This is a genomic window from Nocardia sp. CA-120079 (genome assembly GCF_050955745.1).
In the GTDB taxonomy this organism is placed as follows: domain Bacteria; phylum Actinomycetota; class Actinomycetes; order Mycobacteriales; family Mycobacteriaceae; genus Nocardia.
Genome location: NZ_CP192088.1, coordinates 3,608,076 through 3,633,263, shown reverse-complemented (window position 1 = coordinate 3,633,263; position 25,188 = coordinate 3,608,076). Strand labels below are relative to the sequence as shown.

General features: G+C 67.2%; 22 protein-coding genes and 1 pseudogene. 10 read left to right on the top strand and 13 right to left on the bottom strand.

What is annotated here, in order from left to right; genetic code table 11:
- Positions 1-8: 8 nt before the first annotated feature.
- The 4 genes from ACQPYR_RS16660 to ACQPYR_RS16645 form a co-directional block, all read right to left on the bottom strand.
- A complete protein-coding gene (locus tag ACQPYR_RS16660) occupies positions 9-275 on the bottom strand; it encodes a YciI family protein (RefSeq protein WP_433633191.1) in 267 nt (88 codons plus the stop codon).
- Complete coding sequence (gene nusB, locus ACQPYR_RS16655) at positions 272-781, bottom strand: transcription antitermination factor NusB (RefSeq protein ID WP_433633189.1); 510 nt, start codon at positions 779-781, stop codon at positions 272-274. Before nusB ends, ACQPYR_RS16660 begins: the two co-directional genes overlap by 4 nt.
- A 110-nt stretch (positions 782-891) precedes the next feature.
- Positions 892-1,455 carry an elongation factor P gene (gene efp, locus ACQPYR_RS16650; protein WP_387284600.1) on the bottom strand — a complete coding sequence of 188 codons (564 nt, stop codon included), beginning with the start codon at positions 1,453-1,455 and terminating at the stop codon, positions 892-894.
- Positions 1,456-1,502: 47 nt separating this feature from the next.
- The gene (locus tag ACQPYR_RS16645; protein ID WP_433633186.1) at positions 1,503-2,630 is read right to left on the bottom strand and encodes a M24 family metallopeptidase; all 1,128 of its coding nucleotides are present in this window, start codon (positions 2,628-2,630) and stop codon (positions 1,503-1,505) included.
- 155 nt (positions 2,631-2,785) lie between these two features.
- Here ACQPYR_RS16645 and ACQPYR_RS16640 point away from each other — a divergent pair, with 155 nt between their 5' ends.
- The 4 genes and pseudogenes from ACQPYR_RS16640 (at position 2,786) to aroB (ending at position 6,619) form a co-directional block, all read left to right on the top strand.
- Positions 2,786-3,241: a prepilin peptidase gene (locus ACQPYR_RS16640; protein WP_433633184.1), complete on the top strand. Its 456-nt coding sequence runs from the start codon at positions 2,786-2,788 to the stop codon at positions 3,239-3,241.
- An 81-nt stretch (positions 3,242-3,322) separates the two neighbouring features.
- The gene (aroC, locus tag ACQPYR_RS16635; protein ID WP_433635149.1) at positions 3,323-4,516 is read left to right on the top strand and encodes a chorismate synthase; all 1,194 of its coding nucleotides are present in this window, start codon (positions 3,323-3,325) and stop codon (positions 4,514-4,516) included.
- Positions 4,513-5,031, top strand: a pseudogene (locus ACQPYR_RS16630) (shikimate kinase); the annotation flags it as partial. The gene aroC and the pseudogene ACQPYR_RS16630, both read left to right, overlap by 4 nt.
- 412 nt (positions 5,032-5,443) lie before the next feature.
- Positions 5,444-6,619 (top strand): 3-dehydroquinate synthase, encoded by a 1,176-nt coding sequence (gene aroB, locus ACQPYR_RS16625; protein WP_433633182.1) that lies wholly within the window; start codon positions 5,444-5,446, stop codon positions 6,617-6,619.
- A 206-nt stretch (positions 6,620-6,825) separates the two neighbouring features.
- Here aroB and ACQPYR_RS16620 read toward each other — a convergent pair whose 3' ends face one another.
- The 6 genes from ACQPYR_RS16620 to ACQPYR_RS16595 form a co-directional block, all read right to left on the bottom strand.
- Positions 6,826-7,308, bottom strand: a complete 483-nt coding sequence (locus tag ACQPYR_RS16620) for a B-4DMT family transporter (protein ID WP_245721038.1) — start codon at positions 7,306-7,308, stop codon at positions 6,826-6,828.
- Between the two features lie 46 nt (positions 7,309-7,354).
- Complete coding sequence (locus tag ACQPYR_RS16615; protein WP_433633180.1) at positions 7,355-8,167, bottom strand: shikimate dehydrogenase; 813 nt, start codon at positions 8,165-8,167, stop codon at positions 7,355-7,357.
- Positions 8,168-8,171: 4 nt separating this feature from the next.
- Positions 8,172-9,743 carry an endolytic transglycosylase MltG gene (locus ACQPYR_RS16610; protein WP_433633178.1) on the bottom strand — a complete coding sequence of 524 codons (1,572 nt, stop codon included), beginning with the start codon at positions 9,741-9,743 and terminating at the stop codon, positions 8,172-8,174.
- The gene (ruvX, locus tag ACQPYR_RS16605; RefSeq protein ID WP_433633176.1) at positions 9,740-10,273 is read right to left on the bottom strand and encodes a Holliday junction resolvase RuvX; all 534 of its coding nucleotides are present in this window, start codon (positions 10,271-10,273) and stop codon (positions 9,740-9,742) included. Before ruvX ends, ACQPYR_RS16610 begins: the two co-directional genes overlap by 4 nt.
- Positions 10,273-12,939 carry an alanine--tRNA ligase gene (gene alaS, locus ACQPYR_RS16600; protein WP_433633174.1) on the bottom strand — a complete coding sequence of 889 codons (2,667 nt, stop codon included), beginning with the start codon at positions 12,937-12,939 and terminating at the stop codon, positions 10,273-10,275. The genes ruvX and alaS overlap by 1 nt, the downstream gene beginning before the upstream one ends.
- A gap of 103 nt (positions 12,940-13,042) precedes the next feature.
- A complete protein-coding gene (locus ACQPYR_RS16595; protein ID WP_433633172.1) occupies positions 13,043-14,389 on the bottom strand; it encodes a replication-associated recombination protein A in 1,347 nt (448 codons plus the stop codon).
- Positions 14,390-14,475: 86 nt separating this feature from the next.
- On the opposite strand from ACQPYR_RS16595, the gene ACQPYR_RS16590 reads away from it, so the two are divergent.
- From ACQPYR_RS16590 to ACQPYR_RS16580, 3 genes are all read left to right on the top strand, one after another.
- Complete coding sequence (locus ACQPYR_RS16590; protein WP_433633170.1) at positions 14,476-16,131, top strand: alkaline phosphatase D family protein; 1,656 nt, start codon at positions 14,476-14,478, stop codon at positions 16,129-16,131.
- 158 nt (positions 16,132-16,289) lie between these two features.
- Positions 16,290-16,637: a YciI family protein gene (locus ACQPYR_RS16585; protein WP_327099960.1), complete on the top strand. Its 348-nt coding sequence runs from the start codon at positions 16,290-16,292 to the stop codon at positions 16,635-16,637.
- A 10-nt stretch (positions 16,638-16,647) separates the two neighbouring features.
- On the top strand, positions 16,648-17,895 hold the full coding sequence (locus tag ACQPYR_RS16580; RefSeq protein WP_433635148.1) for an RNA polymerase sigma factor: 1,248 nt from the start codon (positions 16,648-16,650) through the stop codon (positions 17,893-17,895).
- Positions 17,896-17,916: 21 nt separating this feature from the next.
- Here the strand turns inward: ACQPYR_RS16580 and ACQPYR_RS16575 are convergent, their stop codons facing one another.
- Positions 17,917-19,086, bottom strand: a complete 1,170-nt coding sequence (locus ACQPYR_RS16575) for a phosphotransferase family protein (protein ID WP_433633168.1) — start codon at positions 19,084-19,086, stop codon at positions 17,917-17,919.
- Positions 19,087-19,279: 193 nt separating this feature from the next.
- Here ACQPYR_RS16575 and ACQPYR_RS16570 point away from each other — a divergent pair, with 193 nt between their 5' ends.
- Positions 19,280-20,497: a hypothetical protein gene (locus tag ACQPYR_RS16570; RefSeq protein WP_433633166.1), complete on the top strand. Its 1,218-nt coding sequence runs from the start codon at positions 19,280-19,282 to the stop codon at positions 20,495-20,497.
- A 67-nt stretch (positions 20,498-20,564) separates the two neighbouring features.
- Here the strand turns inward: ACQPYR_RS16570 and ACQPYR_RS16565 are convergent, their stop codons facing one another.
- Positions 20,565-21,533 carry a DUF389 domain-containing protein gene (locus tag ACQPYR_RS16565; protein ID WP_433633164.1) on the bottom strand — a complete coding sequence of 323 codons (969 nt, stop codon included), beginning with the start codon at positions 21,531-21,533 and terminating at the stop codon, positions 20,565-20,567.
- Between the two features lie 65 nt (positions 21,534-21,598).
- The gene (gene aspS, locus ACQPYR_RS16560; protein ID WP_433633162.1) at positions 21,599-23,401 is read right to left on the bottom strand and encodes an aspartate--tRNA ligase; all 1,803 of its coding nucleotides are present in this window, start codon (positions 23,399-23,401) and stop codon (positions 21,599-21,601) included.
- Positions 23,402-23,562: 161 nt separating this feature from the next.
- On the opposite strand from aspS, the gene ypfJ reads away from it, so the two are divergent.
- Positions 23,563-24,486 (top strand): KPN_02809 family neutral zinc metallopeptidase, encoded by a 924-nt coding sequence (gene ypfJ, locus ACQPYR_RS16555; protein ID WP_433633160.1) that lies wholly within the window; start codon positions 23,563-23,565, stop codon positions 24,484-24,486.
- A 63-nt stretch (positions 24,487-24,549) separates the two neighbouring features.
- A complete protein-coding gene (locus tag ACQPYR_RS16550; protein WP_433633158.1) occupies positions 24,550-25,071 on the top strand; it encodes a hypothetical protein in 522 nt (173 codons plus the stop codon).
- Positions 25,072-25,188 lie beyond the last annotated feature (117 nt).

Here is a 25,188-nt window from a genome sequence, read left to right as displayed (position 1 = left end):
GACGGCAATCAGGCGGAGACGGCGATCTCCCACTCGTACACGATGAGCTCCGAGGAACCGGTGGTGTGCACCGGGTCGGTGAACGCGATTTCCCTTGCGGCTTCCAGACTTTCGGCGTTGATCACATACGCGCCGCCGGTGCCGTCGGTGAATCGACCGCTCTCCACCAACTGCCCGCGCTCGAGCAATTCGTTCAGGAACTGCTTGTGCGGCTCGATCACCGCCGGGTCGAACGACGGCTTGCGCATCGCCATGACCAGATACTTGTTGATCACGCCTGCGACTCCGGACGCGGTGCCCTGGTCGCCGCGGCGGCCGCGCGCACCTGCGGGGCGACCAGCACGACCTGGCCGAGCACACCGTTGACGAATCCGGGCGAATCGTCGGTGGACAACTCCTTGGCCAACTCCACCGCCTCGTCGACCGCGACCACCGGCGGAACATCGTTGGCGTGGAACAACTCCCACACCGCGATCCGCAGGATGGCCCGGTCCACGGCGGGCAGCCGGGACAGCTCCCAGTCCTTGAGGTAGGACTCGATGGTGCCATCCACCCGATCCAGATCGTCGGCGACGCCCTCGACCAGGGTGCGGGTATAGGCATGCACCGGGGCGACCGCCTGATCCTGGGTGGCCAGCTCGACCCGCTCGGTGAGCAGGTCGGCCGCGTCCACATCGCGGGCCTCCGCCTCGAAGAGCAGATCGACCGCCCGGCGGCGGGCCTTGTGGCGCGCGCCGAGCTTCTTGAAGGTGGACTTCTTGTCTATGGGCTGTTCCGCCACAGCACTCATTATCCCTGTTCGCAGTGTCTGATGGCGGCAGCAGCGGGTCCCTCCGTGGTCACGCTGCGCTACCGCCTCCGGGCCCGTCGCTACTGCCGCGGGGCGGGCGATCAGGCGTTCACGCGGCCGAGGTAGCTGCCGTCGCGCGAATCGATGCGCAGCTTGTCGCCGGTGTTGATGAACAGCGGGACCTGCACCTCGGCGCCGGTCTCCAGGGTGGCGGGCTTGGTTCCGCCGGTGGAGCGGTCGCCCTGCAGGCCGATATCGGTGTGCTGCACCTCGAGTTCGACGGTGACCGGCAGCTCGACGTAGAGCGGCGCGCCCTCGTGGGTGGCGACCTGAACGACCATGTTCTCCAGCAGGAACCGGGCGCCGGGGCCGATGGTCTCCTCGGAGATGGAGATCTGGTCGAAGGTCTCGCCGTCCATGAAGACGTAATCCGAACCGTCGTGGTACAGGTAGGTCATATCGCGACGGTCGACGGTGGCGGTCTCCACCTTGACGCCCGCGTTGAAGGTCTTGTCGACGACCTTGCCGGACAGCACGTTCTTCAGCTTGGTCCGCACGAAGGCAGGGCCCTTACCCGGCTTGACGTGCTGGAATTCGATGATCTGCTGGAGCTGACCGTCGATCTTCAGCACGAGGCCGTTCTTGAAGTCGCTGGTGTCCGCCACTGTTCTCGGATCTCCTAGTTCTGGATATGCGGTCTCGATGACCGGCATCATTCGACGACGGTCAGGTCTTTGCTGGTGTTGGTGAGCAGATCCGGGCCCCCCTCGCGCACCACGAGCGTGTCCTCGATCCGGACGCCGCCGCGGCCGGGGAAGTACACACCTGGTTCGACGGTCACCGCCACGCCAGACAGAAGTGTACCGGTTCCGGTTTTGGCGATTCCCGGCGCTTCGTGGATCTGCAGTCCGACACCGTGTCCGAGACCGTGCACGAACAGCTTCCCGTGCCCGGCCGCCTCGATTACCGCACGCGCGGCCGCATCCACGTCGGTGACCGGCGCGCCGGGCTTCAGCGCCTCGCGTCCGGCCCGCTGGGCCGCCTCGACCAGCGCGTACACCTCTCGGTGCCAGTCGGATGCGGTGCCAAGTACGAAGGTGCGGGTCATATCGGAGTGGTAGCCGCCGACCACGGCGCCGAAGTCGATCTTGACGAAATCACCGGTGGCCAGGACCGCTGCGGTGGGCCGGTGATGCGGGATGGCGGAGTTCGCACCGGTCGCCACGATGGTCTCGAAGGCGACCGCATCGGCGCCGTGTTCGAACATCGCCCATTCCAGATCCCTGGCGACCTGGCGCTCGGTACGGCCGGGGCGCAGGCCGCCGCGTTCCAGCAGGGTCGCCAGCCCGGCGTCCCCTGCGGCGCAGGCGGCACGCAACTGTTCGATCTCGTAAGCGTCCTTGACCATGCGCAGCTGTTCGACCAGCCCCGGAGTGGCGACGAATTCCAATCCGGTCTTCTGCTCGATGAATCCGCGATGCTGGTCGACGGTGACGATATGGCTCTCGTAGCCGACCCGGCCGAGCTGCCACTCCCCCGCGAGTTCCACGATGCGCCGGGCGGCGGCCCTGGCGATTTCGGCGCGCAGATCCGGCACCTGTTCGGCGACCTGGCCAAGATAGCGCCCGTCGGTGCCGATCACGGTGCGCTCCTCGGAATTACGCATATCCCAGGAGGTCACCAGCAGTGCGGCATTGGACCCGGTGAAGCCGGTCAGGTACCTGATGTTCACCAGATCGGTGACCAACAGCGCGTCGACCTCGTTCTCCACCAGCAGACTGCGCAGTGCGCCACGGCGCGCCGCGTAGTCGGGCCCAGGACCCGCGTGATCAGCAGACATGTATCAAAACTACCGCCGACACGCCGCAGATCCCGCATAAAACACAGGTTTACCGGTATTCGAGCGAGGCGATCGATGTTCACATATCGATCGGTTATCCCCAATCCGAAATCGGGGGCTGCATCCGCGACCGGTAGCGGACGAGGCTGAAGGCCATGTCCCCCACCGCTTTTGCCCTGCTGCTGGCATGGTGCTCGGTACTCACCGCCAGCGATATCCGGCAGCGCCGACTGCCCAATGCGCTCACCGTCTCCGGCGCGCTGATCATCTTCGGATATGCGCTGTTCACAACACAATTCACCGCCGGTGTGGTCGGTTCGATCTTGTTGGCGACGCCATATTTATTGGTGCACTTGATCGCACCGGCCACACTCGGGGCGGGTGATGTGAAACTGGCCGTCGGGCTCGGCGCGGTCGCGGCGCTCGGCGGTGCGCAGGTATGGGTGCGGGCGGCGCTCGTCGCACCCGTGCTGACTGCGGCATTCGGGCTCGCCGTATTGGCTCACCGGCGGATTCGGTCCGGTGTTGATCGGGCCGGACCGCGTCCGCTTCCCCATGGGCCCGCCATGTGCGTCGCGACGGTGGTGAGCCTGGCGGCGGCGTATGGCTAGCCGATGCGCGACGTCACCGTGCCGGTCATCACGGCGGGCCGCGTGCCGGAGCACCCCCGTCGACATGGGAAGATGGACAGCGTGTTGCGCTGGATAACTGCCGGAGAATCCCATGGTCCCGCTCTTGTCACCATCCTCGAGGGGATGGTGGCCGGTGTCGAGGTGACGTCCGACGAGATCTCCGCACAGTTGGCGCGCCGTCGGCTCGGGTACGGGCGCGGCGCCCGAATGAAGTTCGAGGCCGATAGGGTCACCGTCATCGGCGGAGTGCGGCACGGGCGCACCATGGGCGGACCGGTGGCCATCGAGATCGCGAACTCCGAGTGGCCGAAGTGGACGACGGTCATGTCCGCGGATCCGGTGGACGAGAACGAACTCGCCGATCTGGCCCGCAACGCACCGCTGACCCGGCCGCGGCCGGGGCACGCCGACTACTCGGGCATGCTCAAGTACAACTTCGACGACGCCCGCAATGTTTTGGAGCGGGCCAGCGCCCGCGAGACCGCCGCGCGCGTCGCAGCTGGCACGGTCGCCAGGAATTTCCTGCGCCAAGCCTTCGGCGTCGAGGTCATCTCGCATGTCGTCTCGATCGGTACCGCCGCCAATACCACCGGCATCGTGCCGACGGCCGCCGACCTGGCCGCGATCGACGAGAGTCCGGTGCGCGCGTTCGACAAGGACGCCGAGACCGCGATGATCGCCGAGATCGAGGCCGCCAAGAACGACGGCGACACCCTCGGTGGTGTGGTCGAGGTGGTCGTGGACGGGCTACCGGTTGGATTGGGTTCGTTCATCAGCGGCGCGGATCGGCTGGATTCGCGCCTCGCGGGCGCACTCATGGGGATTCAGGCGATCAAGGGTGTCGAGGTCGGCGACGGTTTCGAAACCGCGCGCCGCCGCGGCAGCCAGGCACATGACGAGATGAAGCCGGGGCCGGACGGCGTGCTGCGCTCGACCAACCGTGCCGGTGGTCTCGAGGGCGGTATGACCAATGGCGAGCCGCTGCGCGTGCGCGCCGCGATGAAGCCGATCTCGACGGTGCCGCGCGCGCTGTCCACGGTCGATATGACCACCGGCGAGGAGGCTGTCGCCATCCACCAGCGCTCCGATGTCTGTGCCGTGCCCGCCGCGGGTGTCGTCGCCGAGACCATGGTCGCGCTGGTCGTCGCGCAGGCCGCGCTGGAGAAGTTCGGCGGTGACTCACTGGTCGAGACCGTCGACAACATCACCAGCTACGTCAAGCGCATCGGCACCCGACCACACGTGCCGCAATGATCGTGCAGTCCGATCCGCGCGCACCGCGCGTGGTGCTGGTCGGACCGCCGGGGGCGGGGAAGTCGACGATCGGCCGCAAGCTCGCCAGGGAACTCGGTGTCGAGCTCTACGACACCGATGCCGGAATCGAGCGCGAGACCGGACGCACCATCCCGGAGATCTTCGCCGAGGATGGCGAACCGGAATTCCGCCGGATCGAGGAGCAGGTAGTGCGTCGCGCCATCCTCGCCGAACGCGGTGTGGTCTCCCTCGGCGGTGGGGCCGTGCTGTCCGAGGACACCAGGGCCCTGTTGCGCAATCGCACCGTGGTGTATCTGGAAATCAGTGTGGCCGAAGGACTTCGGCGCACCGGCGCGAGTACGCAGCGACCGCTGCTCAACGGTGCGGATCCGGGTGCGAAATATCGCGAGCTGATGCGCAAGCGCAGACCGCTGTATCGGGAGGTCGCCACGGTGCGGGTGCGCACCGACGGTCGCAGTCCGGGTCGCGTGGTGCGGATGATCATGGCGAAGCTGGGCATGGAATCGGTACTGCCGCAAGAAGCGGAGCCCGACTCGAGCGGACCTACGCCGGACGTCGTAGCGCCGAAACCGCAGGGCAGCAATAGATCCCGAGCCCGGCGCGCCGCCCGGGCCCGGGCGGCCGCGCGTCGTCGGGCCGCCGCCGCGCAGGCGGACGGCACCGAATCCGCGGCGACCGAGCGGCTCGAGTCCAGCGGCAATATCACCGCGGCCGGCCGGATCACGACCGATACCGCAACAGTCGATCGCCCCAAGCCCACCGGCAAAATCGCCAACGGGCGTGCCGGTTCCGAAGGACCCGGTGACCCAGCGACACCCGGAAGCCGGTCCCGCCGCACCCGGGCACGTCGCGCCCGCGCGCGAGCGCTCAAACAATCAGCACGCACAGAATCGGAGCCGAGTACACGTGAGTGAGCGAAGCGAGCGACCCATCAGCCCAGCTGAGCAGCAGCCGACCAGCCCGACCGAGCCGAGTCGCATCGAGGTCCGCACCGCCGATCCGTATCCGGTGATCATCGGCCGCGGCCTGCTCAGCGAGCTCGTCGAGTCGGTCGTCGGCGCGACCACCGGCGTGCGCACCGTCGCGATCTTCCATCAGCCGCCGCTGGCCGAAACCGCCGAGGTGGTGCGCAAGGCCTTGGCCGACAAGGCTATCGACGCGCACCGCGTCGAAATCCCGGATGCCGAGGCGGGTAAGGATCTGGCCGTGGCCGGCTTCTGCTGGGAGGTGCTCGGCCGCATCGGCCTGACCCGCAATGACGTGGTGGTATCGCTCGGCGGCGGTGCGGCTACCGATCTGGCCGGATTCGTCGCCGCGACCTGGATGCGCGGAGTGCATATCGTGCATGTGCCGACCACGCTGCTGGCCATGGTCGACGCGGCCGTCGGCGGTAAGACCGGTATCAATACCGAGGCGGGCAAGAATCTCGTCGGCAGCTTCCACGAACCGGCCGCTGTGCTGGTAGATCTGGCGACCCTGGAGACAGTCCCGCGCAATGAGATCGTCGCGGGGATGGCCGAGATCATCAAGGCCGGCTTCATCGCCGACCCGGTGATCCTGGACTTGGTCGAGCGTGATCCGGAGGCCGCGCTCGACCCGACCGGTGACGTGCTGCCCGAATTGATCCGCCGCGCCATCCAGGTGAAAGCCGATGTCGTTGCCGCCGACCTCAAGGAAGCCAGCCTGCGCGAGATCCTCAACTACGGCCACACTCTCGGCCACGCCATCGAGCGCCGCGAGCGCTACCGCTGGCGTCACGGTGCGGCCGTGTCGGTGGGCCTGGTCTTCGCCGCCGAACTCGGCCGACTCGCGGGTCGCCTCGACGATGCCACCGCCGACCGCCATCGCAGTGTCTTGGCCAGCGTCGGCCTGCCGACCAGCTACGACGCCGACGCCCTCCCGCAACTCCTCGACGCCATGCAGACCGATAAGAAAACCCGCTCCGGCGTGCTGCGTTTCGTGGTCCTCGACGGCCTCGCCAAGCCCGGCCGCCTCGAAGGCCCGGACCCCACCCTGCTCGCCGCCGCCTATTCGGCGATCGCCCGCGAGGACAGCGCCAGCAGCGGCGCGATCCTGCTGTAGTCACGAACAGCGAAGCGGCGCATCCGATTCGGTCGGTTGCGCCGCTTTTGCGTCACGATCTCGGCCGCAGGCACATTGGCATCGGCCCGCCCGCGGGATGGGCGAGCTCAGCACCTGAACAGGCTGCGGTCCATCCGGAAAAACGAAGGCGACCCTGGCGGCCGTATCGGCCGATGAAGGTCGCCTCCAATCGAATTCGCCAGCGGCTACGCGGGAGTCGCGGCGGCGCCCGGTGCCTGGGGTGTCGACCGTTTAGCAGACTTGTTGATCTGGCGGTCGGCAATGATGCGGCCGATGCCGATGCCGATGAGGCCCGGGATGAAGACCAGCAGGATGATGAAGGACGCGCCCGCCGTCAGCTCGAAGAGCAGGCCGTTATCGCCGAGATCGAAGCGGGGCAGCCAGTCGAGCAGCCACGAAACCACACCGCTGCCCAGACCCGCGGCAGCCGCGGTCTTCAGCCACAGGATGGTGAGGTCGGAGCCGTGCTCCGGATCCGGATGGACCTCACGGTCCTTGCGGCCATCCAGCACACCCCAGAACACCACCGCGGCGAGCAGCACCACCAGGCACAGCGGTCGCATCCAACTGCCCTGGGTCGGCCAGTACACCATCGCGAATCCCAACGCGGCACGCAGGAAAACGACCAGCGCACCGAGCCCGATGGCCCGCAACACCCAACCATTCATGGTCAACACCATAGCCTCGAGTCGGCCGGATCCAAATGAGAACCGGTTACAGATTTATCGCGGCGGCCATTTCCGCGCGCGGAGCCGGACGGCCGGTGAACTGTTCGACCTGTCCGTAGGCCTGGTTCAGCAGCATCTCCAGCCCGCCCACCACGGTGTGCTTCGCCCGCGCGACCGCAACAGCCAGCGGCGTCGGCCACGGGTTGTAGATCGCGTCGAGCACCACCGGGGCTGCTGCCACCGCCTCGGCGACAACCGCGGCCGCCTCGGCCGGGATCGTGCTCACCACGGCACCGGCATCCGCGCACGCCGTGCGCAATGCGTCTTTGTCGAAGCCGATCACGGCGGTGGTCATACCGAGTTGCTCAGCGAGGTCCACTGCGTTGCGCGCCCTTCCGGCATCGCGGGCGACGACGGTGACCGCCCTGGCACCGAGTTCGGACAATGCGAGCAGCGCCGGACGTGCGGTTCCACCCGCACCTAGTACGACGGCCTCGGTCAACTCACCGCCACCACCGCCGCGCAACGCGCCGAGCACACCGTCGACATCGGTGCAGTCGGCACGCCAACCCTGCGAGCCGATCCGAACCAAGGTGTTGGCCGAGCCGACCAGCACCGCCCGTTCGGTGCGTTCGCTCGCATATGCCAGCGCGGCCTCTTTACCCGGCATGGTCACCGAAAGCCCGACCCATTCCGGTCCGAGCCCATCGACCAGACCGGGCAACTCCTCGGCCGAACATTCGATCCGCTCATAGGTCCAATCGAGCCCGAGCGCACGGTAGGCCGCAAGATGCAGCTGCGGCGACCGCGAATGCGCGATCGGCTTACCGAGCACGGCCGCCTTGCGGGTTTGCGTCATCGCCTCACCGCCCACTGTCGAGAATTCCGCTCTGCCTGGCCTTTTCGATATTGCGCAGATGTTCGCTGTAGCTCTCGGTGAACAAGGTGGTCCCCTGCTTGTCGACTGTCACGAAGTACAACCATGTCCCCGGCTCCGGATTCTCCACGGCGCGCATCGCATTCAACGATGGCGCGGAGATCGGGGTCGCCGGCAGTCCCGGCATGGCGTAGGTGTTCCACGGCGTGCGCTTGGCCCGGTCGGCGTCGGTGGTCGCGACCTCGGTGCGGTCCAGTGCGTAGTTCACCGTCGAGTCGAACTGTAGTGGCTGGTTCTCCGCGAGCCGGTTCACGATCACCCGCGCCACCTTGCCCATATCCTGCGGCAGTGCTTCGCGTTCCACCAGCGAGGCGGCGATCAGGGTCTGGTACGGATTCAGCTTCGTCTCGGCGCCGGACTGCAGCAGACCGGTCGACTCGTAGCTGCGCGCACTCGCACTCACCAGCTGCTTCAGAATCTGGTCCGGCGTACCACTGGGATCGAAATCCCAGGTGCCCGCGGCGATAAGACCTTCCAGCTGCCTGCTGCGGTCGGGTACGTCACGCACCCGCTGTTCGGCCCAGCTCGGCACGCCGAGGGCGGTCAGATCCGCACCCGCACCGGCGGCATCGAGCTGGTCGTAAGTGATGCATTTCTGATTCGTACCGGTGCCGACGCAGCTGGCGTCGGCGATCTTGCGGTAGATGCCGTCCTTGCGCGAGCCGGTATTCACGTCCTGCTGGTCGTGCAGCTGCCGTCCCTCGGAGACGACCAGATTGCCGACCCGCGAACTCTTGCCGAGCAGTGCCGTCACCGCCTGCGTGGACGGACTGTGACTCGGGATCGCGTAGTAGCCGGGTTGCACCGAATTCATATTCGAATTGCGCACGGCTGCTTGGAAGAAGGCCTCACTGCTCGCGACGATGCCCTTCTTGTGCATCTCCTCCGCGATCTGGTTCGACGTATCGCCCGGATGGACCTGCACCACCACCAGCGGTCCGACCGGACCCGCGAAATCCTCGGGCGCGCCGAACATCTTTACCACTTTCATCCCCGCGAATACCGCGGCGCCGGCGAACAGCGCCACGAACAGCGCACCGATCAGCCACAGATTCCGGCGCCGTTTCTTGCGCTCGGCCGCCTTGCGGGAGGCCGCCCGGGACCGTCGGCCCCGCGCGGGCGCACTGCGCCGACGCTCCGAGCGGGACTCCGCACGCTCCTCGTCTGTCCGGCTCCCGCCGCGCTCGGGCCTGGTACGCCCGGAGCGCGCGGACGCGGCACCGGAGCGTCCACCCAGCCCGTCACCGCGGGCCCGCCGCGGCTCGGCTCCTTCGGTCCGCTGCGGCCGCCCACGCCGCGGTTCCCCGCGCTCGGCGCGCTGGGTCGCACGTCGCGAACGCTCCGCCGCGAGCACCTCGTCGTGATCTTCGTCGGTATAGCGCGGAATGACCGTGGTGTCGTCGTCGTAGTCCTCCCATGCCTGGTCGTTTCGCCGGTAACGCCGCTCAGCCTCGCGCTGACGGAAACGTTCCTCGGCTCGCGCCCATCGATCCGTCATGCACCGTCTCCGGAATCAGACGCCGCTTCGGCCGACTTCAACACCGCACTCCGTTCGTCCAACCATCCCTGCAGGATCGCTACGGCGGCCGCCTGATCGATCACCTGCCGCTGGCCACGCGCGCGAACTCCACTGTCCCGCAATGCACGTGCAGCTGACACCGTAGTCAAACGTTCGTCGGAAAGTCGGATAGGCACCGGGGCTATGACTGCGCGCAAACGCTCCGCGAACGCCATCGCCGCATCGGCTGCGGTCCCTTTTTCCCCGCGCAATGTCCGTGGCAGACCGACGATAACCTCGACGGCCTCGTATTCCCGCACAATTTCGGCAATTCTGGAAATGTCGCTTGCCGGTCCGGGCGCGCGCCTATTCGGCTTTGCGCGCGCCACTGTTTCCACGGGCGTGGCGAGCAGGCCGTCCGGGTCGCTGGAGGCGACCCCGATCCGGACACTGCCGACATCGATGCCGATCCGCCTGCCGCGGCCGGGATCGGTGTCGGGCGAGGGACGATGACTCTCCGAGTCGCCCATCACCGGGCGAGTTCGGCCACCCGGGCACGGACCGAGGCCAGACCGACTTCGATACCCGAGGGGTCCGAACCGGCGCCCTGCGCCATCTCCGGCTTGCCGCCGCCACGACCGGAAATGCTCGGGCCGAAGCTCGAGACCAGGTCTCCGGCCTTGAAGCCGAGATCCTGCGCGCTCTTGTTGACCGTCACGACGAAGGGGACCTTGCCATCGGCATTGCCGAGCAGCACGACGACCGCGGGTTCGGTGCCGAACCGGCCGCGGATATCGGTGGCGAGGGTGCGCAGGTCACCGGCGGTGACACCTTCGGGCGCGGCCGCGGCCACCAGCAGCACGCTGCCGACCCGCTCGGCCTCGTCCACGAACTTGGCCGCCGAAGCGAGCACCGTGGCGATCTTGGTGCGCTCGAGCTCCTTCTCGGCCACCTTCAGCCGCTCCACGAGCTGCTCGACGCGCGCAGGCACCTCTTCCGAAGGCACCTTCAACGAGGACGCGACACCGGCCAGCAGGGCACGCTCCTTCGCCAGATACGTATATGAGTCCAGGCCCACGAAGGCCTCGACGCGTCGCTTACCGGAACCGATCGCCGATTCGCCGAGCACGGTGATCGGGCCGATCTGCGAGGAATGCTGTACGTGCGTACCACCGCACAGCTCCATCGAGAACGGTCCGCCGATCTCCACCACGCGCACCTCGTCGCCGTAGTTCTCGCCGAACAGCGCGAGCGCGCCCATCTGCTTGGCCTTGGGCAGATCGGTGACGAAGGTGTTCACGGGGAAGTCCGAGCCGACCGCGTCATTGGAGACGGCCTCGATATCGGCCTTCTGCTGTTCGGAGAGCTGGCCCTGCCAGTTGAAGTCGAAGCGCAGATAACCGGGCTTGTTCAGCGAACCGGCCTGCACGGCGTTCGGGCCGAGCACCTGCCGCAGCGCGGCATGCACCATATGCGTGCCGGAGTGGCCCTGGGTGGCGCCATGGCGCCAGGCCGGATCGGCTTGGGCGAGTACGACATCGCCCTCGGTGATCTGGCCCTGTTCGACGGTGGTCTTGTGCACCCACAGCTTCTTGGCGATCTTCTGCACATCGTTGACGCGCAGTTTGAGGCCCTGCGCCGTAATGGTGCCGCGATCGGCGATCTGACCACCGGACTCCGCGTACAGCGGGCTGCGGTCCAGGATCACCTCGACGTCCTGTCCGATGGTGGCGGTCGGCACCCGGACACCGTCGGCGATCAGCGCGAGAACGTGCGCCTCGGAGGTGAGCTCGTCGAAGCCGGTGAATTCCGTTGCGCCGCGGTCGACCAACTCCTTGTAGATGGACAGGTCGGCATGGCCGTGCTTGCGCGCCTGCGCATCCTCCTTGGCCATCTTCCGCTGCTCGGCCATGAGCGAGCGGAAGCCCTCCTCGTCGACCGACAGTCCGGCCTCGGCCGCCATCTCCAGGGTCAGCTCGATCGGGAAGCCATAGGTGTCGTGCAGTTTGAAGGCGTCCGAACCCGGAATCGTCTTGCCGCCCTTGGCCGCAACCTCGTCGACGGCATCGGCGAACAACCGGGAGCCGGTATTGAGCGTCTTGAGGAACGCGGTCTCCTCACCCACCGCGACATTCTCGATCCGCGCGAAGTCGGTGGCCAGTTCCGGATACGACGGCGACATCAGCTCGCTGACGACCTTCATGAATTCGCCGATCACCGGCTTGTCCGCGCCGAGCAGCCGAGCCGAGCGCACGATTCGGCGCAGCAGGCGGCGCAGCACATAGCCACGGCCCTCGTTGCCCGGGTTGACACCGTCGGCGATCAGCATGGCCGAGGTGCGGGCGTGGTCGGCGATGACGCGGAAGCGGCGGTCGTCCTCGTGTTCGACACCGTAGGACCGGCCCGTCAACTCCTCGGCCTTATCGATGATCGGGCGCAGCAGGTCGGTCTCGTAGACGTTGTCGACGCCCTGCAACAGCAGCGCGATGCGTTCGACGCCCATGCCGGTATCGATATTCTTCTTGGGCAGCGATCCGACCGGCGGGTGGCCGAGCTTGGGGCTCTGCTCACCGCGGATGTCCTGCATGAAGACCAGATTCCAGATCTCCAGGTAGCGGTCCTCGTCGGCGACCGGGCCGCCGTCCCTACCGTATTCGGGGCCGCGGTCGTAGTAGATCTCCGAACACGGGCCACCCGGGCCGGGCACACCCATATCCCAGTAATTATCCTTACCGTCGCGGAACTGGATCCGCTCCTTCGGGATGCCCGCGACCCGGTGCCAGATCTCGGCGGCCTCCGGATCGGATTCGTAGGCCGTCACCCAGATCCGCTCGGGATCGAAGCCGTAGCCGCCGTCCTCCTGCGACTTGCTGATCAACTCCCAGGCGAGGGTGATGGCGCCCTCCTTGAAGTAGTCACCGAAGGAGAAATTGCCCGCCATCTGGAAGAAGGTGTTGTGCCGGGTGGTGACGCCGACCTCTTCGATATCACCGGTGCGGACGCATTTCTGCACACTGGTCGCGCGCGGGAACGGCGGCGCCTCCTGGCCCAAGAAGTACGGCTTGAACTGAACCATGCCCGCGTTGACGAACAGCAGGGTCGGGTCGGCCAGGATCAGCGAGGCACTGGGCACCTCGGTGTGTCCGGCACGGACAAAATGGTCCAGGAATCGCCGTCGGATCTCGTGGGTCTGCACAGATATCCAGCCTACCGGTGCCCCGCATCCCCTTTTTCAGCGACCGGGGGTCCACCTCCGCCGGCGGGAGCGACCCGGACCGGGTCTGCGGCGAAGTGAGCGATTATCGTCCGCGGACGATTCTGCGCAGCTTCTCGACGCGGCGTTGGATATCGCGTTCGACGCCGTGATCGGTCGGGGTGTAGTAGTCGCGGCCGACGATTTCGTCGGGCGGATACTGTTGGGCCAGTACGCCGTCCGGGTCGTCGTGCGGGTATTTGTAGCCTTGGGCGTTGCCGAGAGCTGCGGCTCCCGCGTAGTGGCCGTCGCGTAGATGTGCGGGGACCGTACCCGCGTTGCCTGCCGAAATATCGGCGAGCGCGGCGCCGAGCGCGGCGGGCACGGCACCGGATTTGGGGGCCGTGGCCAGGTGGATCGTCGCGTGGGTCAGGGTGAGTTGGGCCTCGGGCATGCCGATCAGCTGCACGACGTGCGCCGCCGCGACCGCGGTCTGCAGCGCCATCGGATCGGCCATGCCGATATCCTCGCTCGCCGAAATGACCAGGCGGCGGGCGATGAAGCGGGGGTCCTCGCCGGCACTGAGCATGCGAGCCAGGTAATGCAGTGCCGCATCGACATCCGAGCCGCGAATGGACTTGATGAAGGCGCTCACCACGTCGTAGTGCTGGTCACCGGCACGGTCGTAGCGCACGGCCGCCTTGTCCACGCTGGCCTCGACCAGATCCACATCGACGGTGCCGTCCAACGAGGATTCCGCCGATGCCTCCAGCGCGGTGAGCGCCCGGCGCGCATCACCGCCCGCGATCCGCACGATGTGCTCGAGCGCGGCCTCGGTCACCGTGTACGCGCCGCCGTAACCACGCGGGTCCGCGAGCGCACGATCGAGCACCAGCCGGATATCGGCGGCGGTCAGCGACTGCAATTGCAATACCAGCGAGCGCGACAGCAGCGGCGAGACCACCGAGAACGACGGATTCTCGGTCGTCGCGCCGACCAGCAGCACGATCCGGTTCTCCACCGCGGCCAGCAACGCGTCCTGCTGCGTCTTGGAGAAACGGTGCACCTCATCGATGAACAGCACAGTCTGCTCGCCCGCGGTGAGACGGCGGCGGGCCACATCGATGACCGCACGCACTTCCTTCACCCCGGCCGACAAGGCCGACAGCGCCTCGAAGCGCCGACCCGTGGCCTGCGAAATCAGCGACGCCAGCGTCGTCTTGCCGGTTCCCGGCGGTCCGTACAGCAGCACCGACGCCGCGCCCGAACCCTCGATCAACCGTCGTAGCGGCGAGCCGGGCCCGAGCAGATGCTGTTGGCCGACCACCTCATCCAATGTCGCGGGCCGCATCCGCACCGCCAGCGGCGCACCGGCATCGCGGCGCACCACACTGTCGATGGAGTGTCCGGTCGGCACCTCGTCACCGGGCACGTCGAATAAGCCTTCGCTCACACCGAGCACGTTACCGAGGAGCACCGACAGCTCCGGGTCGTGTGCCGATTTGCCTCGCCGACCGTGGATCGACTGTGATCGCAGCCGTGGCTGAAAACGTCGTCGTTCCGGATTCCGAGCCTTTCGCTCGACGCACTCTGCTGAAGGGCGGTGCCGCGGCGACAGTCGCCGCATTCGCGGTCGCCACGCCCGCACGGGCCGAGGGACCGGTATTCCGTCACGGCGTCGCCTCGGGCGATCCGCTGGCGAACGGTGTGATCATCTGGACCCGTGTCACCGTCTCCGACGACGCGACACCCGGTTCCGGCGTCGGCGCATCCGCGGCGGTGCGCTGGGAACTGGCAGGCGATGAGCGCTTCGCATCCGTGATCGCATCCGGAATGGCCACGGCCACAGTGGATTACGATCACACTGTCAAGATCGAAGTGACCGATCTGCAGCCCGGCAGCGCGTACTTCTACCGCTTCACCGCGTTCGGCGTGCACTCCCCCGTCGGCCGCACCCGAACCGCTCCGGCTACTTCTGCCGCGGTTGATCGCCTGCGCTTCGGCGTGGTGTCCTGCTCGAACTGGGAGGCGGGATACTTCGGCGCGTACCGGCATCTGGCCGATCGCACCGACCTCGACGCGATCGTGCACCTCGGCGACTACATCTACGAATACGGTCGCGGCAAATACAGCGGGCGCAGCGGCGCGGTACGTCCACACGAGCCCGCCGACGAGATCGTCACCCTGGCCGACTATCGCATTCGGCACGCGCAGTACAAGACCGATCCGGATCTGCTCGCGCTGCACGCGCGGGTGCCGTTCATCTGCACCTGGGATGATCACGAATTCGCGGACAATGCCTGGTCCGGCGGTGCGAACAACCATGATCCGGCCACCGAGGGCGACTGGCAGCGGCGCCGCGGCGCCGCGGCCCGCGCCTATCTCGAGTGGATGCCGGTCCGGGCGAGCAGTTCGGGGTCCGACGTCCAGATCTATCGGCGGCTGCGTTTCGGCGACCTCGCCGAGTTGTCCATGCTCGACCTGCGCAGCTACCGCGACCAGGAGGTCGAACCGGTCGCCGGCTGGCGCGAGGTCGACAACCCGGCGCGCACCATCACCGGCAAGGCCCAAATGGATTGGCTCACTGCCGGTTTGGCATCCGCGCCGGTGCAGTGGAAGCTCGTCGGCAATTCGGTGATGATCGCGCCGCTGGTGTTCCCGCCGCTGGAACCGGCGACCACGGAGGCCATCACGACCATGGTGGGTGTGCCGCGATCCGGCGTTCCGGCCAACGCCGACCAGTGGGACGGCTACACCGCCGACCGTCGCACACTGTTCCAGTCGATCGCCGATCAGCAGGTCCGCGATGTCGTCTTCCTGACCGGCGATGTCCACTCCTCGTGGGCCGCCGACCTGCCCGTCGACCCTGCGGACTATCCGGGCGGGCCGACGGTGGGCGCGGAATTCGTGGTCCCGTCGGTGACTTCGTCGAGTCTCGGCGAGCTGCTGAAGGCACCGCCGCGCACGGTCGCGGTCTCGGTCGAGGAGTCCGTCAAGGGGTTGAATCGGCATCTGCGGTACGTCGAGATGGAGTCGCACGGCTACGGCGTCCTGGAGCTCACCCCGGCGCAGGCGCAGATGGACTGGTTCTACGTCACCGATGTCGCCGATCCCGATTCCGGCGTGCGTCACGGTGCTTCGTTCGCCGTTCGTTCCGGTGGCCGCGTCGAGCCACGCCCGGGACCGGTCGCCTGATCGTTCGGGAGAGTCCGCATCGGCCCGACATGCGAGACGCCGCGCGATTCCAGGAGCAGAATTTCTCGCGAAAGGTTGTCGATTTCCGTCGAGCTCGATCGTCGGAACGAATACGACGGCCCGATCGGCGGGCCGGCGCAACCCGAAGGAGCGAGATCATGAGCCAGTACCTGGTGCTGATTTACGAGGACGAAAATGCGTACGCGACCGCATCGGAGCAGGTCATGGGTGAGGTCTACCAGGCGCATGTGACCTTCCAGGAGATCGCGGGCGACGCCGTGCAGGGCGGCAACGCACTCCAGCCGACTGCTACCGCCACCTCCATCCGGCAGAAGGACGACGGCGATTTCACCGTGACCGATGCCCCGTTCGCTGAGGCCAAGGAGGCGCTCGGCGGCTACTACTTGATCGAGGCCGCAGATCTGGATGCCGCGATCGCAGTGGCCAAGCAGGTGCCCGCCCGATTCGGCGGCGTCGAGGTGCGCCCGATCATGACCTTCGACTAGCCCTGTGCCGATCGACACCGATGCGGCTGCCGCCGTCGACCAGGCGCACCGTCGCGAATGGGCCTTCGTGCTCGCCGCGACGGTGCGGCTGGTCCGCGATTTCGACCTCGCCGAGGAATGCGTGCAGGACGCCTACGCGCGGGCACTCACCGAGTGGGCCGCGCACGGCGTTCCCGCCAAGCCGGGCGCCTGGCTGACCACCGTCGCCCGCCGCCGCGGCCTCGACCTGCTGCGCCGCGATTCGACCATGCGGCGAGCACTGCCCATGCTGATCACCGACCTGGCCTACGACACCGCCGATTTCGCACTCGCGGAACTGGATTCGGCATCGGCCATTCCCGATGACCGGTTGCGCCTGATCAGCACCTGCTGCCACCCGGCACTGGCCCGCGAGGCCCAGGTGGCGCTTACCCTGCGTCTGGTCTGCGGTGTCACCACCGCCGAGGTCGCCCGCGCCTTCCTCACCAGCGAATCGACCATGGCAGCCCGAATCACGCGCGCCAAGAAGAAGATCGCGGTGGCGCGCATTCCGTATCGGGTGCCGTCGGTGCGCGAACTCCCCGACCGACTCGATGCCATCTGCGCGGTCATCCACCTACTGTTCACCACCGGTCACACGGCGCCGTCGGGTGACGCGTTGGTTCGTACCGATCTGGTCGAACGGGCGCTCCAACTTGCACGGATGATGCATGCGCTCGTCCCGGACGACCCTTCCGTCACCGGCCTCCTTGCCCTGATCCTGCTCACCGACGCGCGCCGCGCCGCCCGCGTGGATACCGAAGGGCGCCTGTGCATTCTCGAACACCAAGACCGCTCCCGCTGGGATCGCGCGGCCATCGCCGAGGGTATTGCCTTGGTGAAAACCGCTCTGCCACATACGGATCGGTACACGCTGCAGGCCGCCATCGCCGCCGTCCACGACGAGGCACCCTCCTGGGCGGAAACCGACTGGCGTGAGATCACCGGCCTGTACGTACTCCTGCTCCGGATCTGGCCCGCACCGGTGGCGCGCCTCAATCACGCGGTAGCAGTGGGCCTTTCCGGCAATCCGAGCCGAGCGCTCGCCCTCCTCGACGCGCTCGCCGCCGAACCGTCCCTCGCCACCTACGGCTACCTCGAAGCTTCCCGCGCGGCCTTTCTGACCCAATTGGGCCGCACCAACGAAGCCGCCCGGGCCTACGAATCCGCTCTACTCCTAACCGAAAACACCGTAGAGCGAGCCCACCTCGAATCCCGGCTATCCGACCTCACGGCCTGACGCAGCCGAGTAGGCGCCGAACTACTCCGACCAGCGCTCTTCGAGCATCGCCGACACATCCTCGGCGAAATCCCCCACCGCGTCGTCGCCGGTGCAGCGCGCGTCTTCTGCCAGGGCGGCCCAGCGATTGATCAGGGCTTCCGAGCGCGGAACGGACAGGCCGTGTTCGCGGGCGGCGGCGATGCGGGTGTGGTCGGCGGGCAGGAACCAGTAGGTGGTGAGCCAGACCCAGATTAGGCGGGCTTCCAGGATGCGTTCGGCGAGTACGGCGTCGTCGGCCAGGGCGGGCCACACGCCGACGACCTCGGCGCGCCACGCTTCGACCATTTGCTTGGCGCGCTCGCGGGACAGTTCGAAGTCGCAGAGGCAACCCGGGAAGGACACCAGCGCGTAGGCGATGTCCAGGGTGGCGTCGCGGTAGCCGCCCCATTCGTAGTCGAGGAAGCGTGCGCCCTCCTCGTTGAGGATCACATTGTCCGGGCACAGGTCCGACGGGCTGAATGCGCGGAAGCGCCCCGCGGAGAACAGACGATTGCCTCGAACGATCCGCTCGGCGATCTCACCGGGCACCTCGATGCCGAGTTCGCGCTGCAGCATGCCAGGCACCTCGGAGATGGCGGCCTCGGCCTGTTGCGCGATGCCGTCGACCCGGTGCACCACATCCACCCTGCGCAGCAGCGCGACAAAATCCGCTTCGCGCCCGACGGTTGCCGCATGCATCCGACCCAGCGCCTGCGCGAAGGCCATCAGCGCGTTGCGCGTCGCCGGTTCCGCACCGGATTGCAGCACCTGCGTCATCCGGGCGTTCTCGCCGAGATCACTCAGGACGAGCAGCCGGTCCGGGAGGCTGTGCGCGATCAGGTACGCGCCGGGCCGCTGATCGCGACTGAGCGCGGTCGTGAACTGATACGACACGGCCTCGCGTAGAAACGCGGAGTCGACGCTGGCGACGCCGGGCGCTAGTCCACCCGTCGTGCGGTCCGCCGCGGATCCGCGAACCTGCTTGACGATGAGCGTCCGGGGCAGGGAGAAGGCGTTCTCTGAAACACGCACGCGTAGGACCGTCGTCCTACCACTACCGCTGAGTTCCATCGGATCGCTCAGCTTTACCGGAGCACCCATTCGCTTTGTGAGCAACTGCTGTGCTGCGGACACGACTTCGGCGGCGCGTTCGGCCAATAGTGCGGTCATCGCTAATCAAGCTACTCGCACCGGGTCACTTCTAGCGAGCGGTTACACAACCTTTCCGCGTCGTTCGGCGTGTCTGCGTCAAGGTTGCGGAACGGGCGCTGGTTGCTTGACACCATTGCGGCTGTCCGGTTTTCTCATCGTCAACTGCCGTGCGCCACACCGCAAACCAGTTGCGTCGAAAGGTCTGCAGACAATGTCCGACTCACCGTCGCCCAAGCCGAACGAACCAACTGGCTCGCCCGAACCGAGCGGCGGCGCGCCCGACGAAGGTGACGGCGAACAGTTCGCCGCGCGTCCGGGTCAGCACGAAAGCCCGAATCCGCACCCGACGGAACCCAGCACCGGGCACAGCAGGCACGAGATGGCCGGCCCCGCGGGCTACCCGCAGTTCGAGGGTCCCGGCGCGGCGCAGTACGGCAGTGAACCGGTGGAGCCGCCACCGCCGGTCGGCGCGCCCGGACAACCGGGACAGCCGAGCTACGGCCCCCCGGGAACCGGTCCCGGCTCGGCGCATCCCGCAACGATGCCCCCCGGCACGATGCCGCCCGGAGTTGCCGCAACGCCTGCTGGAGCGGTCCCGCCGGGCGCAATGCAACCCGGCTTCGATCCGGCCGGCGCAGCAGCCCCCGGCATGGCGAAGCCCGGCACCATGCCGCCCGGTGCCGTACCTCCCGGCGCAACGCAAACCGGCTTCGAACCTGCTGGCACGATGCCGCCCCCCGGCGCAATGCCTCCGGGCGTTCAGCCCGCCGCGCCGACCTACGGCTACCAATCCGCCCCCGGCGCGCCGACGACCCTCGATGTCGGCAATGCCCTGAGCTACGGCTGGGAGAAGTTCCGCGCGAATTTCGGCCCCTGGCTGGCCGTTACCGCGACCGGCGTGATCATCTATCTCGCCTTCGTGCTCATCGTCCAGGCCGTGCAACCGAATTCGCTGTTCAGTCTGTTGCTGATCTTCCTCGCGGTCATGGTCGCGATCTGGCTGTTGCAGGCCGCCATGATCCGCGGCGCTCTTTATGAAACCGACGGCAACAAACCGACTTTCGCGTCCTACTTTCATTTCGTGAATGCGGGCAATGTCCTCTTGACGGCACTGCTCGCCTTCGCGCTCACCTGGATCGGCGCGGCGCTGTGCTTCGTGCCCGGTCTGATCGCCGGATTCCTGTGCATGTTCTCGCTGCACTTCGTCGTCGATCAAGAGCAGGGTCCGTTCGAGGCGATCAAGTCCAGCGCCACGCTGGTCATCGCCAATATCGGGCAGGTGCTGCTACTCGGCCTCGCCGTACTGGTCATCACCTTTGTCGCCACCCTGCTGTGCGGCTTCGGCCTGCTGGTCGCCGGACCGGTGTGCACGATCGCGGTGACCTACGCCTACCGGGCACTCACCGGCGGCACCGTGTCCGTGTCCTAGCCTCCGGTGCGCTGGGGGCATCCGCTCCCAGCGCACCGGAACATCAGCCCCGCAACACAATTGGCGGTCACTTCGCGGGCAATGACCGCAGCCACCACCATTGCTTGAACCGGGCGATCGGTCCCCCCTCGCTACCCGCAGGCGGGCGCAGCGCCAGCACGAGCACCCCGGCCGTGACGATGCCCGCCAGGTTCACCGCGAGCTGCCCCGCCGACATGAATGCGATATGCCACTGCCCCAGAGTTGCCGCGATTACCGCGAATCCGGCCGCGGGCACGGTGGTCACCGAGATGAACACCCCGACCAGTGCCGCGGATTTCGCGGTGACCACCGCCAGCATCCCCGCTGCACCAGCCAACAGCGCGACCACCAGTGAGAACGGCCCGACCTCGTAAATGAAGTCGACATTCTCGATGGTTTCCACACCGGTCACCGTGATCCAGCCGAACTGCTCCCACAGCAAGGTCGCCAACAGCGTGATGACCATCGCCACCGGAAATGCCACCAGCAGCGCGACCGCCGACTTGCGAGCGAGCATGAAATCGCGCCGCCACAGCCCCACCGAAAAGGCTGCCAGTGGCCCGAATTCCGGCCCGACCACCATCGCGCCGACGATCGTCACCGGTGAGTCGGTGGCCACGCCGACCGCCGCGAGCAGGCACGCGATGGTGAGGAAGGCGACGAAGGTCAGCGTAAGCGAGGACTCCTCATGAGTCTGAGCGAGCAGTTCCTCCCACACCACCGCGTCGGTCGGATCACCCGGAGCCTCCTCGATGGCCCGCTCACCCGCATCGGAGATCACCGTCTCGACTGGGCCGAGCGTGATGCCGCCGGTGTGCTTGATGCCGAGCGCGGTCAGATCGGCGAGCACATCATTGGCGGCCTCACGCGCGACATCGGCCTGGATCAGATCACCGACGGGCTCGACGGCGACACCGCGCGCCAGCGTCACATGCGTGACGCCCGGGTCGGCACTCAGCACCGCCATCACCTTGTCGGTGAGTTCGGGCGGGCTGATCATGCGCAAGTGCAGCACTGGAACCCCTTGTGGTCAGCTTCGATAAAACTGACCAGAAAGTACCGTTCCAGCGGCTGCCCGCGCTATTCCGAAGCGCGACCCGCGTCGCCGCCCTCGTCCTTCTTCTTCTCCGGTTTGAAGTCCAGGCCCGCTTCCTTGCGCTGCTGCGCGGTGATCGGCGCGGGCGCATCGGTCAGCGGATCCACACCACCACCCGTCTTCGGGAAGGCGATGACCTCGCGGATCGAATCCATGCCTGCCAGCAGCGCGGTGATCCGGTCCCAGCCGAAGGCGATGCCGCCGTGCGGCGGGGCGCCGTAGGAGAACGCGTCGAGCAGGAAGCCGAACTTCTCCTGCGCCTCGTCATGCCCGATGCCCATCACCTTGAAGACTCGCTCCTGCACATCGCGGCGATGGATACGGATGCTACCGCCGCCGATCTCGTTGCCGTTGCAGACGATGTCGTAGGCGTAGGCCAACGCCGAACCCGGGTCGGTGTCGAAGGTGTCCAGCGACTCCGGCTTGGGCGAGGTGAACGCGTGGTGCACCGCGGTCCATGCCGAATGACCAAGTGCCACATCGCCACTCGCGGTTGCCTCGGCGGCGGGTTCGAACATCGGCGCATCCACGATCCACACGAACGCCCACGCGTTCTCATCGATCAGACCGCATTTGCGCGCGATCTCGCCACGAGCAGCACCGAGCAGCGCGCGCTGCGCTTTGGCCGGACCGGCGGCGAAGAACACACAGTCACCCGGCACCGCGCCGACATGCTTGGCCAGGCCCTCGCGCTCGGATTCGCTGAGGTTCTTGGCGACCGGACCGCCGAGTGTGCCGTCCTCCTGTACCAGCACATACGCCAGCCCCTTGGCGCCGCGCTGCTTGGCCCACTCCTGCCAGGCGTCGAGCTGACGCCGCGGCTGACTCGCGCCACCGGGCATCACGACCGCGCCCACGTACTCCGCCTGGAACACCCGGAACGGGGTCTCCTTGAAATACTCGGTGCATTCGGTGATCTCGACACCGAAGCGCAGGTCCGGCTTATCGCTACCGAAGCGGCGCATCGCCTCCGCGTAGGTCATATGCGGAATCGGGAACGGAATCTCGTAGCCGACGAGCTTCCACAGCGCCTCCAGGATCTCCTCGGCGACCAGGATCACGTCCTCCTGGCGTACGAAGCTCATCTCGAGGTCGAGCTGGGTGAATTCGGGCTGGCGGTCGGCGCGGAAGTCCTCGTCGCGGTAGCAGCGCGCGATCTGGTAGTACCGCTCGACACCGGCGACCATCAGCAGCTGTTTGAACAGCTGCGGGCTCTGCGGCAGCGCATAGAAGCTGCCCGGCTGCAGGCGCGCGGGCACCAGGAAGTCGCGGGCGCCCTCGGGCGTCGAGCGGGTCATCGTCGGGGTCTCGACCTCGACGAATTCATGATGGGCCAGCACCGCGCGGGCGGCCGCGTTGACCTTCGACCGCAGCCGGATGGCCTTGCCCGGCGCCTCGCGGCGCAGGTCGAGGTAGCGGTACTTGAGGCGGGCTTCGTCACCGGGCTGCTCGTCGAGCTGGAACGGCAGCGGCGCGCTCTCGTTGAGCACCTCGAGTTCGCTGACGTTGACCTCGATGGAACCGGTCGGCAGCTCCGGGTTCTCGTTGCCGTCGGGCCGCTGCTCGACCACACCGGTGACCCGGACGCAGAATTCGGCGCGCAGTTTGTGCGCCTGCGCCGCGGGCTCGCCCTCGCGGAACACCGCCTGCGCCACACCCGACGCATCGCGCAGATCGATGAAGATCACGCCACCGTGGTCGCGACGCCGGGCCACCCAGCCGGTGAGGGTGACGCTCTGACCGGCGTGCTCGCTTCGCAGCGAACCAGCCAAGTGGGTGCGCAGCACGGGATTCCTTTCGACGAATGTGACACCGGCAGGGCGATCCGGTGCGGTTGCCATCGTAGTGAGACACATATCCCGAGAGGAAACCGATATCGCCGCCCCGCGTGCGAAGCTGTATCGGCAGGGTTTGACCGAGGCGTTTAGGACACGAGAAAGCGAAGCAGATGACCTTCAACGAAGGCCTCCAGATCGACCCGGATCGGGCTTCATCCGGCGGCGGACCCGGGATGGGCGGCAAGCTTGCCCTCGGCGGTGGTGCGGGTGGTCTGATCCTGCTGGTAATCGGCCTGTTGCTCGGTGGGGATCCCAGTTCGCTGCTCGGACAGTTGAACGGCAGCGAGAGCAGCACTGTGCAGCCCGGCACCGCGGGCACGCCCGCACACTGCAAGACCGGCGCGGACGCCAACAAGTACGTCGACTGCCGGGTGGTGCTCACCGCACAGAGCCTCGACGCGGTGTGGACGGCACAGCTGCCCCAGCAGACCGGCAAGAAGTATTCGAAGCCGAAATTGGTGTTGTTCTCCGGCGCGGTCTCGACCGGTTGCGGCAATGCGACCAGCGCGGTCGGCCCGTTCTACTGCCCGGCCGACCGGACCGCCTACTTCGACACCGCCTTCTTCCAGGAACTGGTCGACCGCTTCGGTTCCAGCGGCGGCCCGCTCGCCCAGGAGTACGTGGTGGCACACGAGGTCGGCCACCACATCCAGAATCTGCTCGGCGATATCGGTCGGGCCCAGCAGGATCCGCGCGGACCGGAATCCGGCGCGGTGCGCACCGAACTCCAGGCCGACTGCTACGCGGGCATCTGGGCCCACTTCGCCGACAAGCAGCCCGCCCCCGGCAGCGATCAACCTTTCCTGAAACCTCTGTCCGACAACGATATCCGTGACGCCCTCTCCGCCGCGTCCGCCGTCGGCGACGACCGAATCCAGCGTGCCGCCCAGGGGCGCGTCAACCCGGAGGCCTGGACCCACGGTTCCTCGGACCAACGCCAGAAATGGTTCCTCACCGGCTACAAATCCGGTCAGGTCCAAGCATGCGACACGTACTCGGCCTCCGACCTGAACAACCCGTCGGCCTTACGCTGATGGCCGACGGCTGATCGATAATCGAATCCAGTTGGACTGTGGCACAGCGTAGATAGGGATTTCATGCGGAGAACGAAGTCGGCACTGCTGTTTCTCGTCGTGACGCTTGCGGGTAGCTGGGGTGTCGCCTCGGCCGACCCCGCGGCCGACGCACCACAACCGCCCGCCCCGGCACTGCTGACACTCACCACCATCCCGAGCGGTTGGTCCGAGCGGGTCGACCTGCGCCCAGTGCTGCAGATCTACGCCGACGGCCACGCGGTCGCACAGCCCGACGCCGCTTCCACCACCCGCGCCGCCGACACCCCACCGCAGCGGCTCACCGGCACCGTCCCCGCCGACGTCCTGAATGCCGCACTGGCGGAAACCAAATCACTCGCCGCCCTCGACCTCGGCATGCCCGGCTCCACCGACCAGGGCACTCAGATCATCGACCTCATGCCTACGCCGCCCGACCAGGACGTCCATGTCCTCATGTACGCCCCCGACGCGACCGAGAACCTCACCGCTGACCAACAAGCCAACCGCAAGCGCTTCACCGACCTCTATCGCAAACTCGTCGACGCCTTCACCCGAGACCATTGAGCCGGTTGCCGACCTCGGTAGCGATGGCACGAGGAGCGTTGCGCGCTGCGGTATCTCCGAGGCCCGAGGTACCGCAACACCGTTCGGACGTATGCCCAGCTGGAACTCCAGTGCCCC